This is a genomic window from Polaromonas sp. UC242_47, from assembly GCF_044452385.1.
Lineage (GTDB): Bacteria > Pseudomonadota > Gammaproteobacteria > Burkholderiales > Burkholderiaceae_C > Polaromonas.
Genome location: NZ_JBIOAO010000001.1, coordinates 89,977 through 114,590 on the forward strand (window position 1 = coordinate 89,977; position 24,614 = coordinate 114,590).

The 24,614-nt window shown below is 62.0% G+C and carries 21 protein-coding genes; 12 read left to right on the forward strand and 9 right to left on the reverse strand.

Translation table 11 applies throughout. The features are described 5' to 3' along the window. The first annotated feature begins 19 nt into the window (after positions 1 to 19). Positions 20 to 712, forward strand: coding sequence for a Crp/Fnr family transcriptional regulator (locus ACHMXK_RS00520; protein WP_397436713.1), 693 nt, complete (start codon positions 20 to 22; stop codon positions 710 to 712). Positions 713 to 971: 259 nt separating this feature from the next. On the opposite strand, the gene ACHMXK_RS00525 is transcribed toward ACHMXK_RS00520, so the two are convergent. The 5 genes from ACHMXK_RS00525 to ACHMXK_RS00545 all read right to left on the reverse strand — a co-directional run bounded on the left by ACHMXK_RS00525 (position 972) and on the right by ACHMXK_RS00545 (position 7,595). Continuing rightward, positions 972 to 2,294, reverse strand: a complete 1,323-nt coding sequence (locus ACHMXK_RS00525; protein WP_397436715.1) for a TRAP transporter large permease subunit — start codon at positions 2,292 to 2,294, stop codon at positions 972 to 974. After that, on the reverse strand, positions 2,291 to 2,821 hold the full coding sequence (locus ACHMXK_RS00530; RefSeq protein ID WP_397436717.1) for a TRAP transporter small permease: 531 nt from the start codon (positions 2,819 to 2,821) through the stop codon (positions 2,291 to 2,293). Before ACHMXK_RS00530 ends, ACHMXK_RS00525 begins: the two co-directional genes overlap by 4 nt. A 30-nt stretch (positions 2,822 to 2,851) precedes the next feature. After that, positions 2,852 to 3,829, reverse strand: a complete 978-nt coding sequence (gene dctP / locus ACHMXK_RS00535; RefSeq protein ID WP_397436719.1) for a TRAP transporter substrate-binding protein DctP — start codon at positions 3,827 to 3,829, stop codon at positions 2,852 to 2,854. 83 nt (positions 3,830 to 3,912) lie between these two features. Further along, positions 3,913 to 5,412, reverse strand: a complete 1,500-nt coding sequence (locus ACHMXK_RS00540) for an indolepyruvate oxidoreductase subunit beta family protein (protein ID WP_397436721.1) — start codon at positions 5,410 to 5,412, stop codon at positions 3,913 to 3,915. After that, the gene (locus tag ACHMXK_RS00545; RefSeq protein ID WP_397436723.1) at positions 5,409 to 7,595 is read right to left on the reverse strand and encodes a thiamine pyrophosphate-dependent enzyme; all 2,187 of its coding nucleotides are present in this window, start codon (positions 7,593 to 7,595) and stop codon (positions 5,409 to 5,411) included. The genes ACHMXK_RS00540 and ACHMXK_RS00545 overlap by 4 nt, the downstream gene beginning before the upstream one ends. A gap of 236 nt (positions 7,596 to 7,831) precedes the next feature. Here ACHMXK_RS00545 and ACHMXK_RS00550 point away from each other — a divergent pair, with 236 nt between their 5' ends. Continuing rightward, positions 7,832 to 8,764, forward strand: a complete 933-nt coding sequence (locus ACHMXK_RS00550) for a LysR family transcriptional regulator (RefSeq protein WP_397436725.1) — start codon at positions 7,832 to 7,834, stop codon at positions 8,762 to 8,764. A gap of 107 nt (positions 8,765 to 8,871) precedes the next feature. Here ACHMXK_RS00550 and ACHMXK_RS00555 read toward each other — a convergent pair whose 3' ends face one another. Genes ACHMXK_RS00555 through ACHMXK_RS00565 form a run of 3 tightly spaced genes read right to left on the reverse strand, consistent with a single transcriptional unit; the run spans position 8,872 to position 11,134 of the window. After that, on the reverse strand, positions 8,872 to 9,537 hold the full coding sequence (locus ACHMXK_RS00555; RefSeq protein ID WP_397436727.1) for an SPOR domain-containing protein: 666 nt from the start codon (positions 9,535 to 9,537) through the stop codon (positions 8,872 to 8,874). Further along, positions 9,531 to 10,385, reverse strand: coding sequence for a biotin--[acetyl-CoA-carboxylase] ligase (locus ACHMXK_RS00560; RefSeq protein ID WP_397436729.1), 855 nt, complete (start codon positions 10,383 to 10,385; stop codon positions 9,531 to 9,533). The genes ACHMXK_RS00555 and ACHMXK_RS00560 overlap by 7 nt, the downstream gene beginning before the upstream one ends. A gap of 44 nt (positions 10,386 to 10,429) precedes the next feature. Next, complete coding sequence (locus ACHMXK_RS00565) at positions 10,430 to 11,134, reverse strand: SET domain-containing protein (RefSeq protein WP_397436731.1); 705 nt, start codon at positions 11,132 to 11,134, stop codon at positions 10,430 to 10,432. Between the two features lie 74 nt (positions 11,135 to 11,208). On the opposite strand from ACHMXK_RS00565, the gene ACHMXK_RS00570 reads away from it, so the two are divergent. The 5 genes from ACHMXK_RS00570 to ACHMXK_RS00590 all read left to right on the forward strand — a co-directional run bounded on the left by ACHMXK_RS00570 (position 11,209) and on the right by ACHMXK_RS00590 (position 18,482). Then, a complete protein-coding gene (locus tag ACHMXK_RS00570) occupies positions 11,209 to 11,733 on the forward strand; it encodes a TlpA family protein disulfide reductase (protein WP_397436733.1) in 525 nt (174 codons plus the stop codon). After that, positions 11,730 to 14,669, forward strand: a complete 2,940-nt coding sequence (locus ACHMXK_RS00575; protein ID WP_397436735.1) for a DNA topoisomerase III — start codon at positions 11,730 to 11,732, stop codon at positions 14,667 to 14,669. Before ACHMXK_RS00570 ends, ACHMXK_RS00575 begins: the two co-directional genes overlap by 4 nt. A gap of 138 nt (positions 14,670 to 14,807) precedes the next feature. After that, positions 14,808 to 15,926, forward strand: coding sequence for a helix-turn-helix transcriptional regulator (locus ACHMXK_RS00580; protein WP_397436737.1), 1,119 nt, complete (start codon positions 14,808 to 14,810; stop codon positions 15,924 to 15,926). Positions 15,927 to 16,056: 130 nt separating this feature from the next. Continuing rightward, entirely contained in the window at positions 16,057 to 16,530 is a 474-nt protein-coding gene (locus ACHMXK_RS00585; RefSeq protein ID WP_397436739.1) for an HdeD family acid-resistance protein, read from the forward strand. A gap of 500 nt (positions 16,531 to 17,030) precedes the next feature. Next, complete coding sequence (locus ACHMXK_RS00590; protein ID WP_397436740.1) at positions 17,031 to 18,482, forward strand: hypothetical protein; 1,452 nt, start codon at positions 17,031 to 17,033, stop codon at positions 18,480 to 18,482. Positions 18,483 to 18,660: 178 nt separating this feature from the next. Here the strand turns inward: ACHMXK_RS00590 and ACHMXK_RS00595 are convergent, their stop codons facing one another. Continuing rightward, positions 18,661 to 19,653, reverse strand: coding sequence for an ABC transporter substrate-binding protein (locus ACHMXK_RS00595; protein WP_397436742.1), 993 nt, complete (start codon positions 19,651 to 19,653; stop codon positions 18,661 to 18,663). A gap of 78 nt (positions 19,654 to 19,731) precedes the next feature. Here ACHMXK_RS00595 and ACHMXK_RS00600 point away from each other — a divergent pair, with 78 nt between their 5' ends. From ACHMXK_RS00600 to ACHMXK_RS00620, 5 genes are all read left to right on the forward strand, one after another. Further along, on the forward strand, positions 19,732 to 20,385 hold the full coding sequence (locus ACHMXK_RS00600; RefSeq protein WP_397436743.1) for a TetR family transcriptional regulator: 654 nt from the start codon (positions 19,732 to 19,734) through the stop codon (positions 20,383 to 20,385). 36 nt (positions 20,386 to 20,421) lie between these two features. Next, positions 20,422 to 21,789 (forward strand): L-serine ammonia-lyase, encoded by a 1,368-nt coding sequence (locus ACHMXK_RS00605; protein WP_397436745.1) that lies wholly within the window; start codon positions 20,422 to 20,424, stop codon positions 21,787 to 21,789. A 98-nt stretch (positions 21,790 to 21,887) separates the two neighbouring features. Further along, a complete protein-coding gene (locus ACHMXK_RS00610) occupies positions 21,888 to 22,700 on the forward strand; it encodes an ABC transporter permease (protein ID WP_397436747.1) in 813 nt (270 codons plus the stop codon). Continuing rightward, a complete protein-coding gene (locus ACHMXK_RS00615; RefSeq protein ID WP_397436748.1) occupies positions 22,697 to 23,761 on the forward strand; it encodes an NAD-dependent epimerase/dehydratase family protein in 1,065 nt (354 codons plus the stop codon). The genes ACHMXK_RS00610 and ACHMXK_RS00615 overlap by 4 nt, the downstream gene beginning before the upstream one ends. Then, positions 23,748 to 24,593: a GNAT family N-acetyltransferase gene (locus tag ACHMXK_RS00620; RefSeq protein WP_397436750.1), complete on the forward strand. Its 846-nt coding sequence runs from the start codon at positions 23,748 to 23,750 to the stop codon at positions 24,591 to 24,593. Before ACHMXK_RS00615 ends, ACHMXK_RS00620 begins: the two co-directional genes overlap by 14 nt. Positions 24,594 to 24,614: the final 21 nt, after the last annotated feature.

Below are 24,614 nucleotides of genomic sequence, written 5' to 3' on the forward strand. Positions count from 1 at the left end.
GCAGAGAGGCCTTCAGGCAATGGGTGGAAATGAACAAGGGACCAGCGCGCCCTCGGCCTGGATAGAGCTGCCGGGTTTTACCTGGGAGGGCTTGAGGGGCGAAGGCACACGCACGCTGCGCTTGGCCAAGGGGCAGACGCTTTTTTCGCAAGGCGATGCGGTGCATCACGTGTATGTGGTGGAGCAAGGCCGGGTGCGTCTGGTGCTGATGTCGGCGGCCGGCCACGAGAAACACATGGCCATCGTTGGCACCCACGGCATGGTGGGCGAGTGCAGTGCTTTTCTGGATGGCAAGCACTCGGTGACGGCGGTGGCCTCGTCGGACGTGGTGCTGCGGCAGGTGGAGCGCGAACAACTGCTGGCTTGCCTCGGGCGAGATGCGACCTGCTTGCGTCAGGTGCTGTGGCTGGGCAATGTCAAGCTGCGTATTCTGGCGAACCAGAATTTGTTGCTGAGCCACGCCAGCGCCGCGCAACGGGTGGCTTACCACCTGGTGCAACTGGCCGAGACTTATGGCGAGGAGGTGGCCGATGGCATTGCACTGCGCATCTCCTTCACGCACCAGGAGATGGCCAACCTCACCGGCCTGAGCCGGGTCATGACATCGAATGTCCTGATCCAGCTTCATGAGGACGGGCTGCTTGACAAGGTCGGATCGCATTGCGTGATACATGACATCCAGGGTTTGAGGCAGCGCACCATCTCTTTGTGAAAACAGTGATGAATTTCCGCCTAGCTTAGAACCCCGGTGCTACTCCGTATGTCAACGGCTTTACAAGCGCAAAATATTTTTGAAGCATGGCGCGCCGGATGCGCGCAAGCTCTGTGTGCGGTGGAAAGCTGCCGCTGCAGCGCAACGGAAAAACCGCCGGTGCGGGCGGTTTTCTTAAGCTTTTTAGGCCTCTAGCCCAATAAGGATGGTTGCAGTCAGCTATCAAAACGGGAGCGACTGGCGCACCCAGGCCGCCCACTTACCCAATCAGCTTGGGCAGCCAGGTCGCGATCTGCGGAATCCAGAACACAGCGGCGAGCAAAATCAGGCTCATCGCCACATAAGGCACGACCGCCATGAAGATGTGGCCCATGGTGACCGAGGGCGGCGCGACGCCGCGCATGGTCATCAGCAACAAGCCGTGCGGCGGCAGCAGCAGGCCGAGCTGCATACAAATCAAGAACATCACGCCGAACCAGATCGGGTCTATGCCCAGCGCCTGCACGATGGGCATGAAAATCGGCAGGGTGATCATCATCATGCTGACCTGGTCGACAAAAATGCCGAGAAAAATCAGCATCAGCATCATGCCCACCACAATCATGTTGGTCGACAGGCCCTGGCCGGTGATGAACTGCACCAGGCCATTGCTGGCGCCAGAGAAGGACAAAATTTGCGCGAAGGTGGTGGCGCCCAGGATGATGAACAAAATCATGCCCGAGATACCGGCCGTGCCCTTGAGCGCCTTCAGCACGGCCTCCTTGGTCAGGGCGCGGTAACACACGGCCAGCAGCATGGTCGCAAAAGCGCCCAGCGCCGCGCATTCGGTCGGTGTGGCCCAGCCGGCGGCCAGGGCACCGACGACGACGCCGAAGATGGACAACGTCGGCAAGACATAGGCAAAAAACAGGTGCCAGCGCGCCCAGCCGCGGTGTTGCACGACATCGTCCTGGTCGACCGGCGCGAGCTGCGGGCTGATGCTGACACGAATCACAATCCAGGCCACAAAAGCGATGGACAAAATCACGCCGGGAATCACGCCGCCTATCAGCAGCTTGGAAATCGAGATGCCCGAGAGTGAACCCAGCAACACGGTCAGCGCCGAGGGCGGGATCAACATGTCCACCGCACCAATGGCCATGATGGGGCCGGCGGCAATGGTCGGGTGGTAACCGCGCGACAACATGATGGGCAACATCAGCGAGCCCAGCATGGCCGTGGTGGCAATCGTCGAGCCCGAGATGGCGGAGAAGACGGTGCCCGCCACCACGGCGACCACCGCCAGGCGACCCGGCACATGTTTGATCAGGCGCTCCACACCTTCAATGACTTTGAGCGCCAGGCCGGTGTGAAACAGGATTTCACCCATCAGCACAAACAGCGGAATGGGTGTCAGTGAAAACGCGGTGACCGAACTGACGCTGCTGCGTGCCAGCTGCATCAGCCCGGGCTCGCCGCCCATGTAGAGCCAGGCACCAATGATGTTGATGGTGATAAAGGTCAGCGCCACCGGCATGCCGATAAACAGCAGCACGGTGGAGCCGCCCAGCATCAGCCAGGCGGCTATGCCCCAGCTACTCATGCGGACCCCACGGCGTCGTGGCGCGGTCCGCGCTCGGCGCGTTGCAGGCGAATCATGCGAAAAATCATTTCAATTCCAAGCAAAACAAAAACCAGCGGCAAGGGCGCCAGCGCCCACCACTCGGGGGTGACCAGGGTTTTGATGTTGACGGCGCCCGAGAGATAACTGGACCAGGCGGCCTGCGTGCCAAACCAGGCAATCACGATGCAGCAGGCAAAACCGATCACATCACCCACCCATTCGAGGTACCAGGCGAGCTGGCGCGGAATCGCCTGCAGCATGATGTCGACGCGGATGTGCTGGCCCTGGCGCAGCAGCCAGGGCGCGACACACATGGTGATGAGGTAAAGCATCAGCTCGGAGACCTCGGTGCTCCAGGCCAGGCCCATGGGCAGGCCGGGGATGGCGAGGTTGCGCAACGCCACGTCAACCACGATGAGAAACATCATGGCCATCAGGATGGCGCAGCCGAGCAGGGCCAGGCGCTCCAGAAAACGGCCGTAGAAAAGCGAGATCCGGTCTATCACCTGGCGTGTTCCTGAAAGAGCCCAACGGGCTTATTTGGAGAAAAGGGCTTTGAAACGCGCAGCCACTTCAGGGCTTTGCTTGGCGGCACCGGCCCAGCCGATTTCATACGCCTTGTCGTAAAAAGCCTTGGTCGCAGCGGCGTCAAACTTGATGGTCTGGATGCCGGCTTTTTCCTGGCGTGCGGTTTCTTCCTTGCCGTACTGGGTCCAGAAAATGTTTTGGGCTTCCAGCGCCAGCAACTGTTTTTGCAGGTAGTTGCGCTGTGCATCGTTGAGCTTTTTGTAGGCCGGCAGATTCATGGTCAGCGAGACTTCGGCATCGTAAAAACCGGGGTCCACGCGGAACTTGGTTTTTTCGTGCCAGTTCAAATCAAAGATGCCGCCAATCGGCCAGCCATAACCATCGACCACGCCGCGTTCCAGCGCGGTGTAGACCTCGCCCGGCGGGGTGGTGACCACGCTGGCATTCAGGCTCTGGAAGAAGTCGCGGTACACCGGCGAGATGCGGATCTTCTGGCCGGTCAGATCCGGTTTGTCGATTTTCTTGTTGGTGTAGATGTGAAAGGGCTGGTTTTCCACCATACGCGCCAGGTACTGCGTGTTGCCTTTTTCGTTCCAGACCTTGTTGATCGCATCAAACGCGCCGTTCTTGCGTTGCTCGGCCACCGGGATTTGTGTGAGCTTGAGGAAGTCGGCTTCCGGCATGACGTTGGTGTAAAACGCGCCTGTGTTCATGGCCATGTCGACCACGCCGGTCTTCACCGCATTGCCGGCCTCAAAGGTCGGGATGGCCTTGGGGCCACCCAGAAAGTTGATTTGCAGAACGCCCTTGCCTTCGGCGTTGACCTTCTGAATCCAGGGCAGCAGGCGCTGCACATAAATGCCGTTTTCAGGGAAGGCGCTGACCAGTCGCAGCGTGACTTCCTGCGCGAGTGCGCCTGCGGAAAAGCTGGCGGCCAGCAGCAGGGCTGCGGCGGTCCGGCCGGGTTGGAAAGATGTGATGTTCATGGGTCTTGTCTCCTGTTTTTAGTTAACGCTTGATGGTCCTGCTTGCACACAATCCCGTCCATACGGGGAATCACGATGATTTGTTAAACGGTGGCGGCCAGCAAATGCTCCAGCGCCTTGCCGCTGTCATCGGCCAGCGCGGCCTGGCTCAGTGCCGCCAACTGCTGCGCGCCTTGCGGCATGGTTTGCAACTGCGGCAGTTTGGCCATGACACGCTGGTAACTGCGCCAGCCGCGGGCATGGGTGTCGCCATAACCTTTGACGAGGCGCTGCGAACGCGCCACCTCCAGCGCCAGCGCTGGTTGGGTGGGTGCCAGGCGTGTGATGGTCGCCAGCCAGTCGGTGATGCGCTGGTGCTCGACCTGAAAACGCAGGGAGCGTGGGCGGAGCGGACGCATGGCCGCAATGGTGTAGAGCAGCAGGTAGCCGCGGATCGAGCTGGTCTGCACAATCCGGCCCTTGCGCGTGAAGGGTTCAATGCAGGCACGCGCCCAGGGCGTGGCCAGCAACCAGCGGCCCAGACCGGCGGGCAGGGTGTCGGCAATTTCTTCGACCCGTGGATGCAAAAACTCGTTGATGCCCAGGTGTTGGGTTTGGCTCAGTTTGACTTCGCCACCCACGCGGTTAAAACGCGAACGTCGTGTTTTGAGATCGGCCACACGCACGGTGTCTTCGTACGACATCCACAAGGCGAGATGGCGCGCGGTGTCGTCCATCAGATCGGCGGCAAGCTTTGGGTCGACCGGCAGATGGCTGATCAGCGGCTGCAGGCGGTCCAGGTAACTGGCGGCATAAGCCACATCCTGGTAGTCGGCCGCACGCGTGATGCCGGCGGCCAAGGTGGCGTGGTTGGCCGGCGGAAAGTCTTGTTGAATACGCTGCGCCAGCGCCGCCAGACGGGAGCCCACGGGTGGCATGGGTGCGACTGGCGCGCTGACCTGCGCCGGTGTGGGTGTTTGTTGCGCCACTGCAAAGCCGGCAGCAAACGCTTTCAGGCTGGATTGGACCCCGACACCGCCGCGTGTGATGGTGTCTTCAAACTGCGCGCGGCTAAACGGCAGGCGGCCGGTGGCGGCCAATGCGCCGTACAAGGTGGGGCTGATCAGGCTGCCGGTGTCCTCGGCCAGTTGGGCAAAGTCGGCGCTGACAAACCGTTGGGCGGCGGCTTGCCCGCCGGCCAGCAGCTTGTCCGAGTTGACGCGGCCGTCACCCATGGCCGTGCGTTCGGTCATGGAATACACGCGGTGGGTCGAGGCGATGAAGGTGGTGCGGTTCGCGGTGACCAGACCGCGCTGCAGCGCGCGGCCGGCTTCCATCAGTTCCGACGCAATCACGATATCAACCTCGCCCGGCACCGGGCTCAATGCCATGGTCGGCAGGCGGCCCGTAGGCGCACCGGCTTCGGGGAACATTTCCAGGTAATACACCGTGGCACCGGTGCGTTGTGCCACGCCGGGCACCGAAGTTGTCTGCGCGAAATAACCGTTTTGTTCGGCCAGATCCACCAGCCAGTCGGCCAGCACACCACCGCCTTCGCCGCCCATGGCCAATATCGCTATGGTGATGGAGTGTTGGGTGTTCATGCGGCAATCCCTTCCAGACGGCGTTCGATGCGGTTTTGCAGCCAGCCGATCACGCTGGTGCGCAGCCGCAGCTTGATGCGGTCCCAGGCCGTCGGGTTGTTGATGATTTCCGCGCGGTAAAACGAGGGGCACAACACGGCGGCATGCGCCACCTCACCACACAGGCCGCAGCCCACGCAGCTGTCGATCACGGTCGCAATCGGATCGCGCCGCAGCGGGTCGGGATTGGGTTTGATGGTCAGCGAGGGGCAGCCCGACAGGCGTATACACGAGTGGTCGCCGGTGCAGGTGTCGGGGTCTATGCCGAAACGTTCACGCACCACCCGTTCGCCGCCGGCAATCATCTTGCGGATTTGCGGCTTGACGCGGCGCTGGCGGTTCAACATACATTCGCTTTGCGCGATGATGACCTTGGGGCCTTTTTCTTTGGTGGTCAAGGCCTCGCGCAACACGTTGCGCATCTGTTCCAGGCTGTAGGTGTTGGTCACCGTTTTGGCCCACTTCACACCCACGCCGCGCACGGCTTTCTCGATCGGGTTGTTGGTGCTGCGTATCGGGTTGAGGGCTTTGGACGACAACACGTCCTGCCCGCCGGTCGCGGCCGAATAACCGTTGTCCACCACCAGCAAGACGTTGTCGGTCTGGTTGAACACCGCGTTGCCGACACCGCTGGTCAGGCCGTTGTGCCAGAAGCCGCCGTCACCCATCATGGCAATTGTGCGTTTGGAGGTTTCGCTGGTGTTGAAGGCCGAGGCGCCGGCCCAGCCCAGGCCGTAACCCATGGTGGTTGCACCGATGTTGAAGGGCGGCAGGATGGAAAACAGATGGCAGCCGATGTCGCAGCTCACATGGTGCTGGCCCAGCTCGCGTTCTATCAGTTTCATCGCGGTGAAGATCGGACGCTCCGGGCAGCCGGTGCAAAACGAGGGTGGCCGGCCCTGCACTTCATCCGAGGCGGCCTGGATGGCAAAAGCCTTGGGGTTGCCATCCAGCAGCGCCAGGCCGCTGGACGCCGGCCGTGCCGCCAGCGGCAGCTCGCGGTCTTGCAAGAGCGCGGGCGCATAGATCTCGATAAAACGTGCGATGCCTTTGAGCACCACGCCGCCTGTGTATTCGCCGGCCATGGGCAAGACATCCTTGCCGTGCACCTTGGTTTGGATGTCGGCCTTGCGCAGCATGGAGTTGACGTTTTGCTCGATGAAGTCGGGCTGGCCTTCTTCCACCAGCAGGATGCCGCGTTTGCCGGCGCAAAACCGATGGAACTCGTCGTCGATCAGCGGGTAGGTGATGTTGAGCACATACAGCGGGATCTGCGTTTCGCCAAAGGCATCGGCCAGGCCCAGCAACTCCAGCGAACGCAAGACGCTGTTGTACAAACCGCCCTGCATGACGATGCCGAAGTCTTTCGCATCGGCGGCAAAAAATTCGTTGAGCTGGTGCTGCTGGATGAACTTCACGGCAGCCGGCCAGCGTTCGGTGATTTTTTCCTGTTCCTGTGTGTAGCTGGCGGGCGGCAACACGATGCGGCTGGCGTCGCGCTGCGGATTTTCGATTGCGTCTTTCAGCGTGAAGGTAGGTCGTTTGTTGGCCTTGGTCGCAAAACGCCCGTGCACGTGGCAGGCGCGTATACGCAGCTCCAGCATCACCGGTGTGCGGCTGGCTTCGGACAGCTCGAAGCCCATCTCGACGGCACGCACAATACTTTCCAGATTCGGCCGCGGGTCTATCAGCCAGACCTGGGATTTCATCGCAAACGCGTGGGAACGCTCCTGCATGATGCTGGAGCCTTCGCCGTAGTCTTCGCCGACGATCAACATGGCGCCGCCGGTCACGCCACCGGATGCCAGGTTGGCCAGCGCGTCCGAGGCCACGTTGGTGCCGACCGTGGACTTGAAGGTCACGGCGCCGCGTAACGGGTAGTTGACGGAGGCGGCCAGGGTGGCGGTGGCGGTGGCCTCCGAGGCACTGTGCTCGAAACGCACACCCAGCTCCTGCAGGATGTCGTTGGCATCGGTCAACACATCCATCAGGTGCGAGATGGGTGCGCCCTGGTAACCGGCCACATAGGCCACGCCGGATTGCAGCAAGGCCTTGGTGACGGCCAGGATGCCTTCACCGCGAAACTCGTCGCCGTCGCCCAGGCGCAGCTTTTCGACTTCGTTGGCGAACGAGCGCTCAGCCATGGTGTGCTCCCGAGGCGGCGCGTGGGGCCGGATGAATCTGTTTTTGCTGCATGGCTATCACCGTAGGGTCCGTCGTGGGCAGCCGCCAGCAGGGGTTCTGCGGCCTGGCGGCGTTCTTGTTTCAGGCGAATTTACGCAGGACCATCACATCCGGCAAATGGATTATTCTGATGCAGCACATCTGTTTGGTGAATAATTGGTAAGAACCCTGAGAACTCTTGACCAAGGATGTTGCGATGAATTTCCGCCAACTAGACCTCAACCTGCTGCGTGTGTTGGCAGCGATTCACCGCACCGGCTCGGTTACCCTGGCCGGCAAGGCCTTGTCGCTGTCCCAGCCGGCGACCAGCAATGCGCTGGCGCGGCTGCGCGATTTTTTTGAGGACGAGTTGTTTGTGCGTGCGCCCTCGGGCCTGAAACCCACACGCTTGTGTGAACAGCTGGCGCCCGCGGTGTTGGCCCAGTTGCTGGCGCTGGAAACCGTGGTCACCGGCCACGAAGAGTTTGATCCGGCGCACAGCGACATGCACTGGCAGCTCTCGCTGTCGGACCTGGGGGAAATGTTGTTTTTACCGGAGCTGGCGGGTGCGCTGCGCAGCCAGGCGCCGGGCGCGCGCCTGGCGAACATCTCGGTGGCGGCGGCCGATGTGGCGGCCGCGCTGGAGGCGCGCGAGATTGACCTGGCCATAGGCATCTTGCAGCCCAAACACCGGGGCATACGCACCGAGCTGCTGTTTCGTGAACATTATGTGGCGATTGCCGCACCGCAGTGGCGGCCGGCTTCCGGCCGCAGCGGCCGCACCCTGACGCCGCAACAACTGGCCGAGGCGTCGTTTGTGGTGGCTTCACCCACGGCGACGTTTCACGGCAGCGTTGAGCAGATGCTGGTGCGTATGAAGCTGCAGGACCGCATCGTGCTCCGAGCACGCCACTTCGGCGCCTTGCCCGATTTGGCGCTGAGCTCGGATCTGTTGTCCATCGTGCCGGAAATGTATGCGCGCAACCTGCGCCAGCGTTACGACTTCCGGGTCTGGGGGATTCCCAGCGTGCCGGCCTACGAGGTCCGCCTGGTCTGGCACAGCAGCACCGACAAGGATCCCGCGCACCAGTGGATGCGGGCGCTGGTGCACAAGCTGTTCAAGCGGCCCGTGCGTGCGGAAACGGTGTGAACGACGGCTGTCGCCCCGATTTGGCGTGAGTTATGAGTAAAAAAGGCCTTTAGCCCTTTAACGACGGGCGTAATCAGCTATCAAAACAGAAGCGTGCGCGGTGGGCTTCAGGAGCAGGGCTGCAGCGCCTTGCCTTCGAGTTGTGGCTTGAGCGTATCCAGCCGGGCGTGTTGGGCGGCATCGACGGCGGCGAGTTTCAGGGTGTGACCATGGGTTTCGGCGCGTTCCTGCACCACCTTGGCGGTGCGTACACCTTTGGTGGCAATCCGCGCCAGTTCCCTGTCGGCATCCGCCTGCAAGGGGAAACTGGCCAGCGCCAGCCCGGGTGCCAGGGCCGGGTTGTGCACGGCGCGGAAAGCCACACCCAGCTGGCGCAGTTCACCGCGCTTTTTGGCCAGGGCCTCTTCGGTGGTGTATTTGCCCATGTAGACAATCCAGCGCGCCGGCTCGGTGCTGCTTTCCAGCTGCCAGCTGCCCGGCGGCAACGCGGCTTCCAGGCGGGGGCGCAGGCTGCTGATTTGCTGGTCGTTGAACAGGCCGGCTTGCAGGCACTCCGACGCCGGGGTGTCGGCGCTGGCCGAGGGGCCGTTGTCCAGCTTCTTGACTTCATCCGGCGGCAGCAGGCGGATGGCTTCGGGCTGGATCTGGGTGCCCAGGCGCTGCGGCTCGGTTTGTACCGCCGGCGCCAAGCCGTAAGCCGCCAGCAGGCCTTGCGACCAGGCCCAGTAGCCGGCGTTGGCCAGCACCAGCAACAAGACCAGCAGCCTCAACATGCGGGCGGGTGGCCGGTGACAGGCCGGACGCTGACTTCAGAACTGGTGATTGCTTGCATGCCAGCCGCAGTATGCACCAGCAGCGCGCCGTTTTCGCCAACGCCGTGGGCCATGCCTTCGGTGCCGTCGGACAGGCGCACGGCCCGCCCGGCCAGCGCGTCACGCGCCGCAAAACGCGCCTGGAAGGGCGCAAAGCCAAACAGCTCGAAGGCCTGCAGGGCCTGCACCAGCGGCGCGGCCACCTGTGCCAAGGCCTGCGCCACGTCCATCTCGGGGAACAAGTCCTGCAGCGCACCAGGCGGCAGGGGCGCAGCCTGGCCGGGGACGGTGGCGGTGTCTGCCAGCGCCAGCGGGCGAATGTTGATACCGACCCCGATGACCACATAACGCAACTCGCCCCAGCTCGCGGTTTCGACCAGGATGCCGGCCAGCTTGCGTTCGCCCCGGGCATCGGTGAGCCACAGGTCGTTGGGCCATTTCAGGCGGATGTGGGGCTGGCCGCCATGGCTGGGTTCCAGGCTGTCGGCGAGGCTGATGCCCACCGCCAGCGACAGGCCGGACCAGTCGGCCGGCTGCAAGGGCAGGCCTAATGAAAAGGTCAGGCTGTCGCCAACCCGGCTTTGCCAGCCGCGCCCCATGCGGCCGCGGCCGGCACTTTGTTGTTCGGCCACCAGCAACACGGGTTCGGCGGCAGTCGGCCCGGCGGCGCGGAAACGCCGCATCAGCTCGCTGTTGCTCGAATCAATCTGCGGCAAGACCTCGACCGTGAAGCCGGGCAAAACCGGCGCCACGGCCTCCCAGATGGCCTCGGCGGGCCAGCGGATGGGGGTGGTCGGGTCAGGGCTCACGGCAACAGCCTGTGGGGTGTGACGGCGGACGTTAAGGCGCTGCCTCAGGCCTTTTTGCTTTTCGCCGCTTTCTCGGCTTTTTTGTCTTTTTTCGGGTTTTTGGCCGTCTTGGCCTTGTCAGCCTTGTCGACCTTTTTCACCTTCACGGCCTTGTCAGCCTTATCCGCCTTGGCGGCCTTTTTGGCTGACTTTTTGGCCTTGGCCGGTTTGTCGTCTTTGGGCGCCAGCAAGGTGCCGCGGCAATCCGGGGCGCCACACCAGCAGGGGTACTCGGCCTTGAGTTTCTTGGTATAGGGCGCGTCGATGATCAGGCCGTAGTCGTAAAACAGCTCTTCGCCGGCCTGGATGTTGCGCAGTGCCTTGATGAAGACACGGCTGCCTTCTTCGTCGGCTTCGCAGTTGGGGTGGCAGCTGTGGTTGATCCAGCGCGAGGAGTTGCCGCCGTACTTGGCATCGATCACGTGTTTTTCGTCGATGTGGAAGTAAAACGTGTGGTTCGGGTCTTTCGGGTCGTGCGGATGGCGACGCAGCGCTTCTTTCCAGGTGACCACTTCGCCGATGTATTCAATCAGGGTTTCGCCTTCGGCGAGGTCCTGCACGGCAAACACGCCCTTGCCATGCACGCCCGACACGCGGGTCTGGATGCGGCGGCCCGCGGCTGAAACAGGGCCGGCGGCCGGGCTGGAAGAGGGGGCTAAGACCAGAGTTTTTGACACGGCGGTTTTTTTTGGTATGGTTAATTCATGCATGTGCGCACACCTGCGGGTGCGCGCGTGCGTACGCGCGAAGCCGTATTGTAGTGATGCGCCCGGAAAGCCCCTAGATGTTTACTCGAAGAAACCTGATTCAGTCCCTTGCCGCGCTGGCCACGCTCGGCTTGGCCGCGCGTGCCTGGGCCCGAGACTCGGAAAGCCCCTTGCCGCCGCTGGGCAGCACGCTCAAGCTGCCTGCCCTGACCCTGCTGGACGGGCGGCCCTGGACCCCCGCCGCGGTGGGTGGCAAGACGCTTGTGGTGTACTGGTGGGCCAGCTGGTGCCCTTTTTGTGCGGTGCAGTCGCCGCATATCGAGGCCTTGTGGCGGGCCCAGCAGGCCCAGGGGCTGGAGGTGCTGGCCTTGTCGATTGATAAACAGCCCGCTGCCGCCGTTAACTATATGAAGGCCAAGGGCTACAGCTTTCCCGCAGGCCTGGTAAGCCCCGAGGTTGCCAGGATTCTGCCGAAACCGGCCGGCTTGCCGGTGGTCGTGGTGCTGAAGCTGGCGGCCGATGGCCGCAGCGGAAAAGTCGTATTTGCCGAAGCCGGGGAAATGTTCCCCGAAGATGTACAAGGTTTGAAGAAGTTCTTATGAAAACTCTGGTGATTGCAGAAAAGCCCTCGGTGGCGCAGGACATCGTGCGCGCCATCACGCCGACGGCGGGCAAGTTCGAAAAACACGACGAGTATTTCGAGAGCGAGGACTGGATCGTCACCTCGGCGGTCGGCCACCTGGTCGAGATCCAGGCGCCCGAAGAGTTTGACGTCAAACGCGGCAAATGGAGTTTTGCCAACCTGCCGGTGATCCCGCCCTATTTCGACCTGAAACCCATGGACAAGACCAAGACGCGGCTCAACGCCATCGTCAAGCTGGCCAAACGCAAGGACGTGGGCGCCCTGGTCAACGCCTGTGACGCGGGCCGCGAGGGGGAGTTGATTTTCCGGCTGATCCAGCAATACGCCAAAAGCAAACACCCGGTCAAGCGGCTCTGGCTGCAGTCCATGACGCCGGCCGCGATCCGCGAAGGTTTTGCCTCTTTGCGCAGCGACGAACAAATGTTGCCGCTGGCCGACGCCGCGCGTTGCCGCTCCGAGGCCGACTGGCTGGTAGGTATCAACGGCACCCGTGCCATGACCGCCTTCAACTCCCGCGACGGCGGTTTTTTCCTGACCACCGTGGGCCGGGTGCAGACCCCGACCCTGTCGGTGGTGGTCGAGCGGGAGGAAAAAATCCGCAAGTTTGTCAGCCGTGACTACTGGGAAGTACACGCAAGCTTTAGCGCCGAAGCCGGCGACTACCCCGCCAAGTGGTTCGACCCGAAGTGGAAAAAGGCCGCGGCCAATGCCGAGAATGCCGAGCCCGATGCCGAATTGAAGGCCGACCGGGTCTGGTCTGAAAAAGAAGCCCGCGCGATTGCCGAGGCCGTGCGCGGCAAAACCGCCAGCGTCACCGAAGAAAGCAAACCCACCACGCAGGCCTCGGGCCTGCTGTTTGACCTGACCTCCTTGCAACGCGAGGCCAACGGCAAGTTCGGCTTTTCGGCCAAAACCACGCTGTCGATTGCGCAAAGCCTGTATGAGCGCCACAAGGCCTTGACCTACCCGCGTACCGATTCGCGCGCCTTGCCCGAAGATTATTTGCCGGTGGTCAAGCAGACCTTTGAAATGCTGGCCGACAGCGGCATGAAACACCTGGCGCCGCATGCGGCGACGGCGCTCAAGGGCAATTACATCAAGCCGACCAAACGCGTGTTCGACAACGCCAAGGTGAGTGATCACTTTGCAATCATCCCCACCTTGCAGGCGCCCAGCGGCCTGAGCGATGCCGAACAAAAACTCTACGACCTAGTGGTGCGCCGTTTCATGGCTGTGTTTTTCCCGAGCGCCGAATACCTGGTGACCACGCGTATTTCCGTGGCGGTCGGTCACAGCTTCAAGACCGAAGGCAAGGTGCTGGTCAAGCCGGGTTGGCTGGCGATTTACGGCAAGGAAGCCGAAGACGAAAACACCGACGAAAAAGACAGCAAGACCCTGGTGCCGGTCAAACCCGGCGAGATGGTCCTGGCCGAAACAGTGGATGCCAAGGGCCTGAAAACCCGGCCACCCGCCCGTTATTCGGAAGCGACCTTACTGGGCGCCATGGAAGGCGCCGGCAAAACGATTGACGACGACGAGCTGCGTGAAGCCATGCAGGAAAAAGGCCTGGGCACGCCGGCCACCCGCGCCGCGACGATTGAAGGCTTGATCGCCGAGAAATACATCTTGCGCGAAGGCCGCGAACTGATCCCGACGGCCAAGGCCTTCCAGCTCATGACCTTGCTGCGCGGCCTGGGCGTCGAAGAATTGTCGCGCGCCGACCTGACCGGCGAGTGGGAATACAAGCTGGCGCAGATGGAACTCGGCAAGCTCAGCCGCGAGACCTTCATGGCCGAGATTGCCGCCATGACGGAAAACCTGGTCAACAAGGCCAAGGGTTACGACAAGGACACGATTCCGGGCGACTACGCCACCCTGCAGGCGCCCTGCCCCAATTGCGGCGGCGTCATCAAGGAAAACTACAGGCGCTACACCTGCACCGGCAAAAGCGGCGACGACGGCTGCGGTTTTTCCTTCGGCAAAACCCCGGCCGGCCGGACCTTTGAAGTGGCCGAGGTCGAGCAGTTTCTGCGCGACAAACGCATTGGCCCGCTGGACGGCTTTCGTTCCAAGGCGGGTTGGCCTTTCACGGCCGAGATGGTCATCAAGTTCGACGAAGAAACCAAGAACTACAAGCTGGAGTTCGACTTCGGCGACGACAAAAATGCCGAAACCGGCGAGATTGTGGACTTCGGCGCTCAGGAGTCGCTGGGTCCCTGCCCCAAATGCGGCGCCTCGGTGTTTGAACACGGCAAGAACTATGTCTGCGAAAAGTCAGTGCCCACCCTGGCCCAGCCGACCCCGAGCTGCGACTTCAAGACTGGCCAGATGATTCTGCAGCAGCCGGTGGAGCATGAACAAATGGTCAAGTTGCTGACGACAGGCAAGACCGACCTGCTCGACAAGTTTGTCTCCATGCGCACACGCCGGCCCTTCAAGGCCATGCTGGCTTGGGACGCCGAGGCCGGCAAGGTCAACTTTGAGTTTGCCCCGTCGAAGTTCCCGCCGCGCAAACCGGCGGCCGCGAAGACCGGTACGGTGAAAACGCCCTTTGGCAAAACCGTCGCGGTGAAGGCGGCGAAAGCGCCCGCCGCCAAAAAAGTAGCCGCCAAAAAGGTGCCCGCCGCCAAAACCACCAAACCCAAAGTCGCACGTGTCGCCAAACCAGGCTCAGGCCTCAAACCCAGCGATGCCCTCGCCGCGGTGATAGGCAACGAGCCGGTGGCGCGTACCCAGGTCATTAAAAAACTCTGGGATTACATCAAGGCCGAAGGCCTGCAGGACGCGGCCAACAAGCGCGCCATCAATGCCGATGCCAAGCTGCTGCCGGTGTTCGGCAAGCCGCAGGTGACGATGTTTGAACTGGCGGGGATTGTGGGCAAACACCTGAGCTGACGGTGGTGGATCTGCGATCGCTATTGTTTTTATAGCTGGTTGCGCTTGTAAAGTAAGGGCTTGAGGCCTTTTTGCTTAAAGTTTTCAGGGGTGAGGACGATAAAATTCCCCTGAATTCCGAGGGTCGGAGGAGTTGCCATGGAACGGCTTGCGGGTATTGAGCCCATTGTTTCCTTGCTCTATGACGGGGTTCTGAATCCAGGTGACTGGTATGATGGCCTGGATGCCATCAACCAAATGCTGGGCGGCATCGGGTTTCATTATTTCGCGCTACATGCGCAGAATTTCGCGGTGCTCGACAGCGTCTCGCTGGCCGAATTTCCGGCGGGCAAGGTGCAGGAATACGAGGTGCACTATGCCCAGGATGATCCGCGGGCGGCGCGGGTTTTTGCGCTGCCAGTGGGCGAGCTCATGGTCGACAGCGATCACTTTGATGCCCAAGCCGTCTCCAGCTGGCCCATTTTTGCGGATTGGCTGATGCCACAGGGCATTCGCGACACGCTCTCCGTCAAGCTCCGGACGGATGATGCGCAAAGAGAGTTTCTGGCGTTCTTTCGCTCGCCCGGGCAGCGTCTTTTCAATGTCCACGACAAGGCCGTTTTCGCGCACTTGCTGCCGCACCTGCACCGCGCCAGCGGACTGCGCGCACGCATGGGTCAACTGGAGCAACAGGCCGCTCTGGGCTTGGGTGCGCTCGACAAGTTGTCCCAGGGCATTTTCATTGTGGATGAGACCGGCCGCATCCAGCATCTCAACCGTGCGGCACAGGCCTGCATGGCCGCCGTCGCTGCGCCTTGCCGCGCCGAGCATGAACGCCTCGTATTTGCTGCCAGCGAGGCCAACACCCAATTCCGCCACTTGCTCACCGCCGCTTGCCGCCAGCGTAGCCCGGCCAGTGCCGGCGCCTTCCGCCTGTCACGCGATGCCGGCCCATGGTGGGGTGTCTCCGTGCTGCCGCTCAAAGCCAGTCATCCGCTGGCATCCTTCCGCCAAATTCACCTCGCCATGGTCGTCCTAGCTGACCCCCAGGGGTCCGTCTGTCCCTCGGCGCCTTTGCTGGGCGAGCTGCTGGACCTCACCCCTACCGAAGCCCGCCTCGCCTTGGCCCTGGCCGCTGGCAAAACCATCCACGACTTCGCCAGCACGGAAAGTTGTAGCTGGCACACCGTGCGCACGCACCTCAAGAACCTGCTGCGCAAGACCGGTTGCCACAGGCAGCTTGATTTGGTGCGCCTGATCCAGGCGCTGGCGTTTTAAGCCGCTTGACGCAGCAAGCCGCTGGCTGGTGCGGCGTGTGTGAATGCACCACAACCATGCTCATCCTGCCATGGCGTGTGATGAGGGCGGGCGATAAGATGGCCACTCCTGTTACAACCTGGAGATCGTGATGCTTAGCCAAAACGTTGTGGACCAGATCGGCCGCCATTGGGGTTGGGTCGCGGTGCGAGGTGTTGTCGCCGTTTTGTTTGGCCTGCTGGCCATGTTTTTGCCAGCCATCACCTTTTCAGCCCTGGTAATGGTCTGGGGGGCATTCGCCCGAGTGGATGGCGTGCTCGCCTTGATCGCCGGCTTTAGCATCAAGGAGCATGGCAAGCCTTTGTGGTCCATGGTCATGATTGGCGTGCTGGGCATCGCTGCCGGTTTGGTCACCTTCTTCTGGCCCGGTCTGACCGCACTTTTCCTGCTCTACATCATTGCGGCCTGGGCACTCATTGCTGGCGTGTTCCAGATCGCGGCCGCCATTCGTTTTCGTTTCGCCTGCGCAAGGCAGCGTTGGTCTAGCTGTCTCTGCTTCGCTGCGGAGCTGTGCCGCAAGGACATGCAGGACAAGCCGTTGCCAGAGGCGGCCCCAGCAGCGTAGGCTGGCCAACAGGGACGCCATGTGATTGGGGCGGGATGTTCACGTTCGCGACGGAAGTGCCTCTGCCCACTGGAGCTGCTTGCGCATTTAACTCGGGTGCAAATGTGCTTTGAGTTTGCCCTTGGGGAAAACCACCTCTGGCGTCACGCCATCCAGAAACCATCACAGTCGCATCAAAAAGCGCGTCTGCGCCGCTGGGCTTTTGCCGGTGCAAAAAAGCAGCAAAGGGATGTGATGTCACATCCGTGGGGCGGTCGATCGCATTGAATTGGTCGCCAGGGCCGGTTGATCTGGTGCGTTTGATCCCGACGCCGGTGGTTGACGGACACCTGACTTCCCCGCGCCTCTTCCTTTGAGCGAAAAAATACCGCAATTGCGGGATGGCTGTTTGTTATGCCTTCGGCGACCATTTGTGCGTTTTCGTTGGCTTCGCACGCATGGAGTTGTAATAAACCAACGGTGGGTGCGGGTGAAAAACTTAATGATCAAAAGATAAGTTGATGAACAAGCCTTTTTTCTTTCCATGCCTCAAGCGCATCTTGCCTTGCCTGACGCTTGGACTCCTTGTCAGCCTCATGGCTGGTTGTGGTGCTCCTTCTACGGCCTCTTACCTGGAGCGTGCGGCGCGCGATACGGATTGCGCCGAGGCCGTCTACCACTACAGAACCACCATCCTTAGCGCGAAAAATGACGACAAGCTTCAAAGCGACTATGTCGACAAGGCTGTCGCCGGTCTTCGCGCGACAGTTCCGTCTTGCTCGACCGATCCGGCGAAGGTCATCGACTATACGCAACAGGCTGCGACGGACCTGGCCAAAGCCCGTCCGAAGGACGCCATCGAAGTCGCAAACATGGTCGTGTCTTATATGGACAGTCGCCCGCATGCCTTTGTGTCCATCTCGGGATCATTGCTCGCCCTGGCCAAGGACACGGGCCATGCTGCGCTTTGGACGCGAATTTATGCCATTGGCCTTGACCGCGGAACATGGTCCCCCAGAGACATTTCCTCGCTCACTTACCCTTTTGCCGTGATGCCGGAAGAGCAGAAGGTATTCCTTCCGCAGCTTGAACGCCTTCGCGACCTGCTGCAGGCAGCGAGCGACCGGGCCGCCGCTGCAACAACGGCGAAGTGCGATTTGAAGTATTGCCAGTTTTCCAACGGAAGCCTCACCTCTGTCCATGAGCAAGTTGTGGTCTATCAACGCGCCTATGCAGCGGAGCTGGTTCGCCTCGGCCTTGGGGATTCGAATCGGGTTGCCATCGTCAACGGTCTCGCAGATGCAACGGCCAGGCGGCTGGCGGCAGACAACGCCCGGCGCACGCAGTATGCGGCGCAAGCTGCGGCAGACGCTAGATCGAGCACCAATCTCTTGAACACACTTGCAAGCGTCGCGGGCGGGATCGCGGCCGCAGCACCGAACAGGACGACGGGCGCGGCGAGGCTTCCGGCCACGGCCATCAGCGGTGGCAAAACCGCGCCTCCCTGGCAAGCCGCAGCAACTGCGCCGCAAGGCGGTACGGGCATGACAACATCCGCCGGCGGCGGTACTGGCGCGACAAGCATCACCTCTAACCTTGCAAAACCGTCTGCCGGGACCACTGCTCCTCAATCCAAGTCGCAGCAATGGATTTCCGAGCCAAGTAGCAATGCCTGTGTGCGCTTCGACACCACCAGCAACAAGACATTCATGTTTCTCGTGAACTCATGTGGATACAAGGTCGCGGTTAATTTCTGTTTTACCGGTCGGGGTGTGCGAAGTAGCGATTGCGCCAGAAATGATGTTGGTCTCGAGTTTGTCCGTCCGCATGATCGCAGCAGTGTTGCTGGACCGATGATGGATGTAAAAGGCCCCTACAAAGAGCACTGGTTCGCCTGCAAGGATCCCGCAGGTCCGTACGTCACGGGCAATGCCAACGGACTTTCTGGTGAGTGCCGACGGCGGGGCAGTTAAGGATTCGCGCGAACCAAGGCCACCAAAGAGCGGTGGGTTCTTCGGAGTTTTTTGCCGATGCTTGAACGGGCGGGGATGTCGGGCCAGGCACTTGAGCGGAGGTCAAGTGCCTGGCCCCGCTGCCTGGACCACCGGCCTAAAGTGGCCGGGTCGGCAGCGGGAAGATGTCAGAGCGACATCAGTTGGCCGTCATGCGCAGGTTTTTGTCCAGAAAATCGTTGGTGAACAGCGTGGCCGGGTCGAAGGGTTTGTCGATGCCGATCAGGCTTTGCACCAGGTCGTAGTCGGCCTTCACACGTGCGCCGTCAAAGCTGCCCAGGGCGACCTTGGTGGTGGTGTCGTCGCGCATCAACTGCTTGATGCGTGACCACTGGTTGCGCTGGTTGTCTGGGTTCAAGCCGCTGACTTCTGTCGTCAGGGCTTTCAGGCAGGGTTCGAAGTCCTGGACGCAGGCGGCATAGGCGCGCTGGGTCACGGCGACGAATTTTTTCATGCGTTCGGGGTTGGCCGCCAGGTAGGCGCCATTGGCAACAATAGAGTTGCCGTACACATTCACGCCCATCGAACGCCAGGCCACAAAGCCCAGGTCGGCGCCGAATTCTTGCGCCTTCAGGTCGTGTTCGTTGTAGAAGTCGCTGATGATGTCGACGGACTTGCTTTTCAGGGCCGCCACCTTGGCCGGCGGGCTGATGTTGACAAAAGTCACGGCATCCGGCGCCAGCCCGGTTTTCTTGGCGAAGGCTGGCCACATCATGCGCGAGGCGTCACCCGGGGGGTTGCCGATCTTGCGGCCGGCAAAGTCTTTGGGGCCGGAGATGCCTGAGGACTTGAGCCAGTAAAACCCTTGTGGAGAGTTGGCATACACCACCATCACGGCCTTGAGGTCCGCACCTTTGCCCTTGGCCTGCATGGCCGTGGGCAGGTCGGCGATACCGACGTTGGAAGCGCCCGCCCCCACACGTTGCGCCGCCACACCGGAGCCTTTGCCGGCCTCGATCTTGAGGTCAATCCCGGCGTCGTTGTACCAGCCCTTGGACTTGGCGTAATAAAGCGGCGAATGATCCGCAGTAGGTGTCCAGTTCAGCACCAGGCTCATGGGGTCTGCCGCCATGGCCAAGGGGGCACTTGTCGCCAACAATAGGGTGGTGGCGGAAATAAACAATCTGCGCATGGGTTCAACTCCAGAATGGATGGTTTGTGGTTGAGCGGTTTACAATTTATATTACCAACTGTTTGGTTGAAATGCAATATGGCCACTTCCTTGAAAACTCCAGGCGCTCCAGCGGCTACCAAGCGTGATGCTTCGTCGGCCAGGGCGGCCCTGATTGCGGCTGCGGTGGCCGAGTTCTCGCGCAAGGGTTTTGCCGGCGCCCGCGTGGACGAGATCGCCGTGTCGGCCGGTGTCAACAAACAACTGGTGTATCACTACTTCGACAGCAAGCAGGGGCTGTACCTGGTGGCGCTGGAGGCTGTGTATGCCGAGATCCGCGAGAAGGAACAAAAGCTTTCGCTGGGTGCGCTGGAGCCCCTGGACGCCATGGCCCAGCTGGTGGGGTTTTCCTTTGATTACCTGGCCGAACATCCCGAATTTATTGCGCTGCTGACCGATGAAAACCGCAACCAGGGCAGCCACATCCTGGCGTCCGAGCGCTTGCAGAAAATGCATTCGCCTTTTATCGAGATGCTGGAAGCGACGCTGGAGCGCGGTGTGGCCCAGGGTGTTTTTCGCAAGGATTTTGATGCGATCAATCTCTACATCTCGATTGCCGGCATCTCGTATTTTTTCTTCTCGAACAACCACACCTTGTCGGCCATTTTTGGCAAACCGCTGGGTTCGCGCGGGGCGCTGGTACAGCGCCGCCGCCACGTGATCGAGTTTGCCCTGAACGCCTTGCGGCCCTGACCCCAGGACGCGGCTCACCCCGGAGTTATTTCACCGATGACCCTGAGCGTCCTGGATATTTTCAAGATCGGCATTGGCCCGTCCAGCTCCCACACCGTGGGCCCCATGCGTGCCGCCGCGCGTTTTGTACGTGGCCTGGCACAGGACGGCTTGCTGGCGCAGACTACCGGCGTGCGGGCCGAGTTGTATGGCTCGCTGGGTGCCACCGGCAAGGGCCATGGCAGCGGCAAGGCCGTGATCCTGGGGCTGCTCGGCGAAGAGCCGGACCAGGTCGACATGGCGACGATAGACACCCGGCTGGCGCAGATACGCAGCCAGCAAAGCCTGGCCTTGCTGGGCACACAGCCGGTGCATTTTGTCGAGGCCGAACACCTGCTGTATTACCGCAAGACCCTGCCGTTTCATCCCAACGGCATGCGCTTTGTGGCGGTGGCAGCCGATGGAACTCAGTTGCGCAGCCAGGACTATTACTCGGTGGGCGGCGGTTTTGTCGTCGACGACAAGGCACAGGCCCTGGTCAACGTCAGCCTGCCTCTGCCGCATCCCTTCACCACCGGCGACCAGTTGCTGGCCTTGTGCCGCGCCCAGAATGTTTCCATCAGTGCGCTGATGCGTGCCAATGAAAATGCCTTGCGGCCAGCCGACCAGACCTCGGCCGGCCTCGCCCGCATCTGGGCGGTGATGCAGGAATGTGTACGCAATGGCTGCGCTCATGAGGGTGTGTTGCCCGGCCCCATGCGGCTCAAGCGCCGCGCGCCCGATTTGTTGCGCCAGCTCAACAGCCAGCCGCAGGCCGGGCTGACCGATCCGCTGGTGGTGCTGGACTGGGTCAGCCTGTATGCGCTGGCCGTCAACGAAGAAAACGCCAGCGGCGGGCGTGTGGTGACCGCGCCTACCAATGGCGCGGCCGGCATCATCCCGGCCGTCCTGCATTACTACACGCGGTTTATCCACGGCGCGAATGCCGAAGGGGTGGAGCGTTTCCTGCTGACGGCCGCCGCCATCGCCATTCTCTACAAGGAAAATGCCTCGCTCTCGGGGGCCGAAGTCGGTTGTCAGGGCGAGGTCGGTGTGGCTTGCTCCATGGCCGCCGGTGCGTTGGCCGAGGTCATGGGCGGCACGCCGGCGCAAGTGGAAAACGCGGCCGAGATTGGCATGGAGCACAACCTAGGCCTGACCTGCGACCCGGTGGGCGGCCTGGTGCAAGTGCCGTGTATAGAGCGCAACGCCATGGGGGCGACCAAGGCCATCAACGCCGCACGCATGGCGCTGCGGGGCGACGGCAGCCACTCGGTCTCACTGGACCAGGTCATCAAGACCATGCGCGAAACCGGCGCCGACATGAAGACCAAATACAAGGAAACCTCACGCGGCGGCCTGGCCGTCAATGTGATCGAGTGTTAGGTCGGCGAGCCGGTCCTTAATTAATTCAACTGGTTGGTTGACAAGGGCTGACGTCAAATTTATGATTTGACGATGACTGCTTGCGCGAAGGACTTCACATGACGGCTCCCCTCAACGGTGCGGTGATCACGACCGCCCCGTCCCTGGCGACCAGCGGGCCGCCGTGGCGGCGCTGGCTGGCGATTGTTGGCATTCACCTGGCCTGTGTCGCGTTATGGGAAGCCGTGGTGCGGATTTTTGCGATCCCGGCCTTTATTCTCCCGGCGCCATCGCAGGTGCTGGCAACCCTGGCCAACCCCAACCTGAGCTGGCTCGGCAACACCGCCGTCACGGCCATCGAGGTGTTTGGCGGTTACACGCTGGGCCTGGTGTTTGGCATTTTGTGCGCGCTGCTGTTTGTCACCAGCCGCCGCCTGATGCTGCTGGTGTTCCCGCTGCTGGTCACCCTGAACATGATTCCCAAGGTCGCGCTGGGCCCGCTGGTCATTGTCTGGTTCAGCTACGGCATAGGCCCCAACATCCTCATCACCTTCAGCCTGTGCTTTTTTCCGATTCTGCTCACCACCATTCGCGGCCTGAACGAAACCGAACCTGAACTGCTGGACCTGGTGCACGCTCTCAAGGGTTCGCGCTGGCAGCTGTTTCGCTATATCCAGTTGCCGGGCTCGCTGCCGTATGTGTTTTCCGGTATGAAGGTCGGCACCATTCTGGCCGTGGCCGGCGCTGTGGTCGGCGAGTTCATCGCCTCCGACAAAGGCCTGGGTTATTTGATGATCCAGGTCCAGGCTTCGCTGGACACGCCGGCGGTGTTCATGGCCGTGTTGCTGATCACCGGCCTGGGCGTGTTGCTTTACCTGCTGGTCCTGTTGCTGGAGCGGCTTTTTATCACCCAAGACGCAAGAATCCAATGACCCACCTACCTGCCGCCTCCCCCGCCGTGCTCGACGAGCTGCCTTTTCCCGACAGTTTTGCCGACGAACAAGCCCTTGAAAACTACCTGGCCACGCCTTCGCGCGACCTGATCCGCGACCTGGCCGGCCTGGACGGCGACCTGATGATTCTCGGCGTGGGCGGAAAAATGGGGCCCACCCTGGCGCGCCTGGCGCGCAACGCCATGCCGGGCCGGCGTGTGATCGCCGTGGCGCGTTTCAGCGAGGCCGGCGTGCGCGAGATGCTGGAGCAACACGGCATAGAAACCATCAGCTGCGACCTGCTGGACCGCAACGCCATGGCGGCCTTGCCGCCCTGCGCCAACGTGATCTTCATGGCCGGGCGCAAGTTCGGCGCCGACGGCAACCACCCGCTGACCTGGGCCATGAACACCCATGTGCCGGCCCTGGTGGCCGAGACTTTCAAGGCCTCGCGCATCGTGGCGTTTTCCACGGCCTGTGTCTACCCCTTTGCCCCGGTGAACAGCCAGGGCGCGGCCGAAGACTCGGCGCTCAGCCCCCCCGGCGAATACGCGAACTCCTGTGTCGGCCGGGAGCGTATGTTCGAATACTTCTCGCAGGTGCATGGCACGCCGGGCCGGCTGTTTCGCCTCAGCTACGCGATCGACCTGCGTTACGGCGTGTTGGCCGATGTGGCCACCAAGGTCTGGCGCGGCGAGCCGGTGGATGTGACCATGGGCCATGTCAACGTCATCTGGCAAGGCGATGCCAATGCCCAGGCGCTGCGTTGCCTGGCGGTGGCCACGGTGCCAACTTCGCCGCTCAACGTTAGCGGGCCCGAGACCACCTCCATCCGCTGGCTGGCCGAGGAGTTTGGGCGCTGCTTCGGCAAGCCGGCCAACATCGTCGGCGAAGAAGCCGACACCGCCTGGCTCATGAACACCGGCGAAGCCGAACGCCTGTTTGGTTACCCGCGTGTGTCGCTGTCGCGCCAGATCGGCTGGGTCGCGGACTGGATTTCCCGCGAGCAACGCCTCTACGGCAAACCGACCAAGTTCGAGTCACGTGATGGCAAGTACTGAGACCGCGTTTGCCGTCAAAAGCCTGGACGCGCTGACACCCGCCGTGCAGGCCGAGCTCGATGCGCTGGTGTTGCAAAGCGGCTGGAACCAGACGCCGCAGGACTGGGCAGCTTTCGCGCGCGAAGGCACAATTTGTGTCGTGCGTGATGCGCAAGGACGCATCATCGCCAGCGGCGCGGTCTTGCCCCACGGCGCCAAGGTGGCCTGGATCAGCATGATTCTGGTCGCGCCCGATCTGCGCGGTCAGGGTCTGGGCCGCGCGGTGTTTACGCATTGCCTGGGCCTGCTGCAAGCCGCCGGGCGCACGGCTTACTTGGATGCCACGCCGGACGGTGAACGCCTGTACCGCCAGTTTGGTTTTGCCCCGGTGGACCGGCTCACACGCTGGCAGCGCGAGGCGGTGCCAGAAGTTGTGCCGGCCGGGCGCAGCGCCGTGTCGCATGACGCGCAAGCCCTGGCGGCGCTGGATGCGCAGGCTTTGGGTGCGCCGCGTCACGCCTTGCTGGCTGATTTTCTGGCGCGGCCCGACACGACCTGCGTGCGCGGCACCCAGGGTTTTGCCATCGTGCGCCGCGGGCGTCTCGCTCACCAGATCGGCCCCTTGCTGGCGCTGGACCAGCCCAGCGCCGCCGAACTGTTGGGCCGCGCCGTGTCAGGTCTGGCGGGCCGGGTGTTTATTGATGTGCCCGATGAGCGCGTGCAACTGGGCCAGGCCTTGCGTGTCGCTGGTTTCACGCCGCAGCGGGGATTCATACGCATGGTGCTCGGCGAGCAGCCCTTGCGCGGACAAAACCATTTCATTCATGCCATCGCGGGTCCGGAATTCGGATAAGCGGCAGCACCCCCACAGACA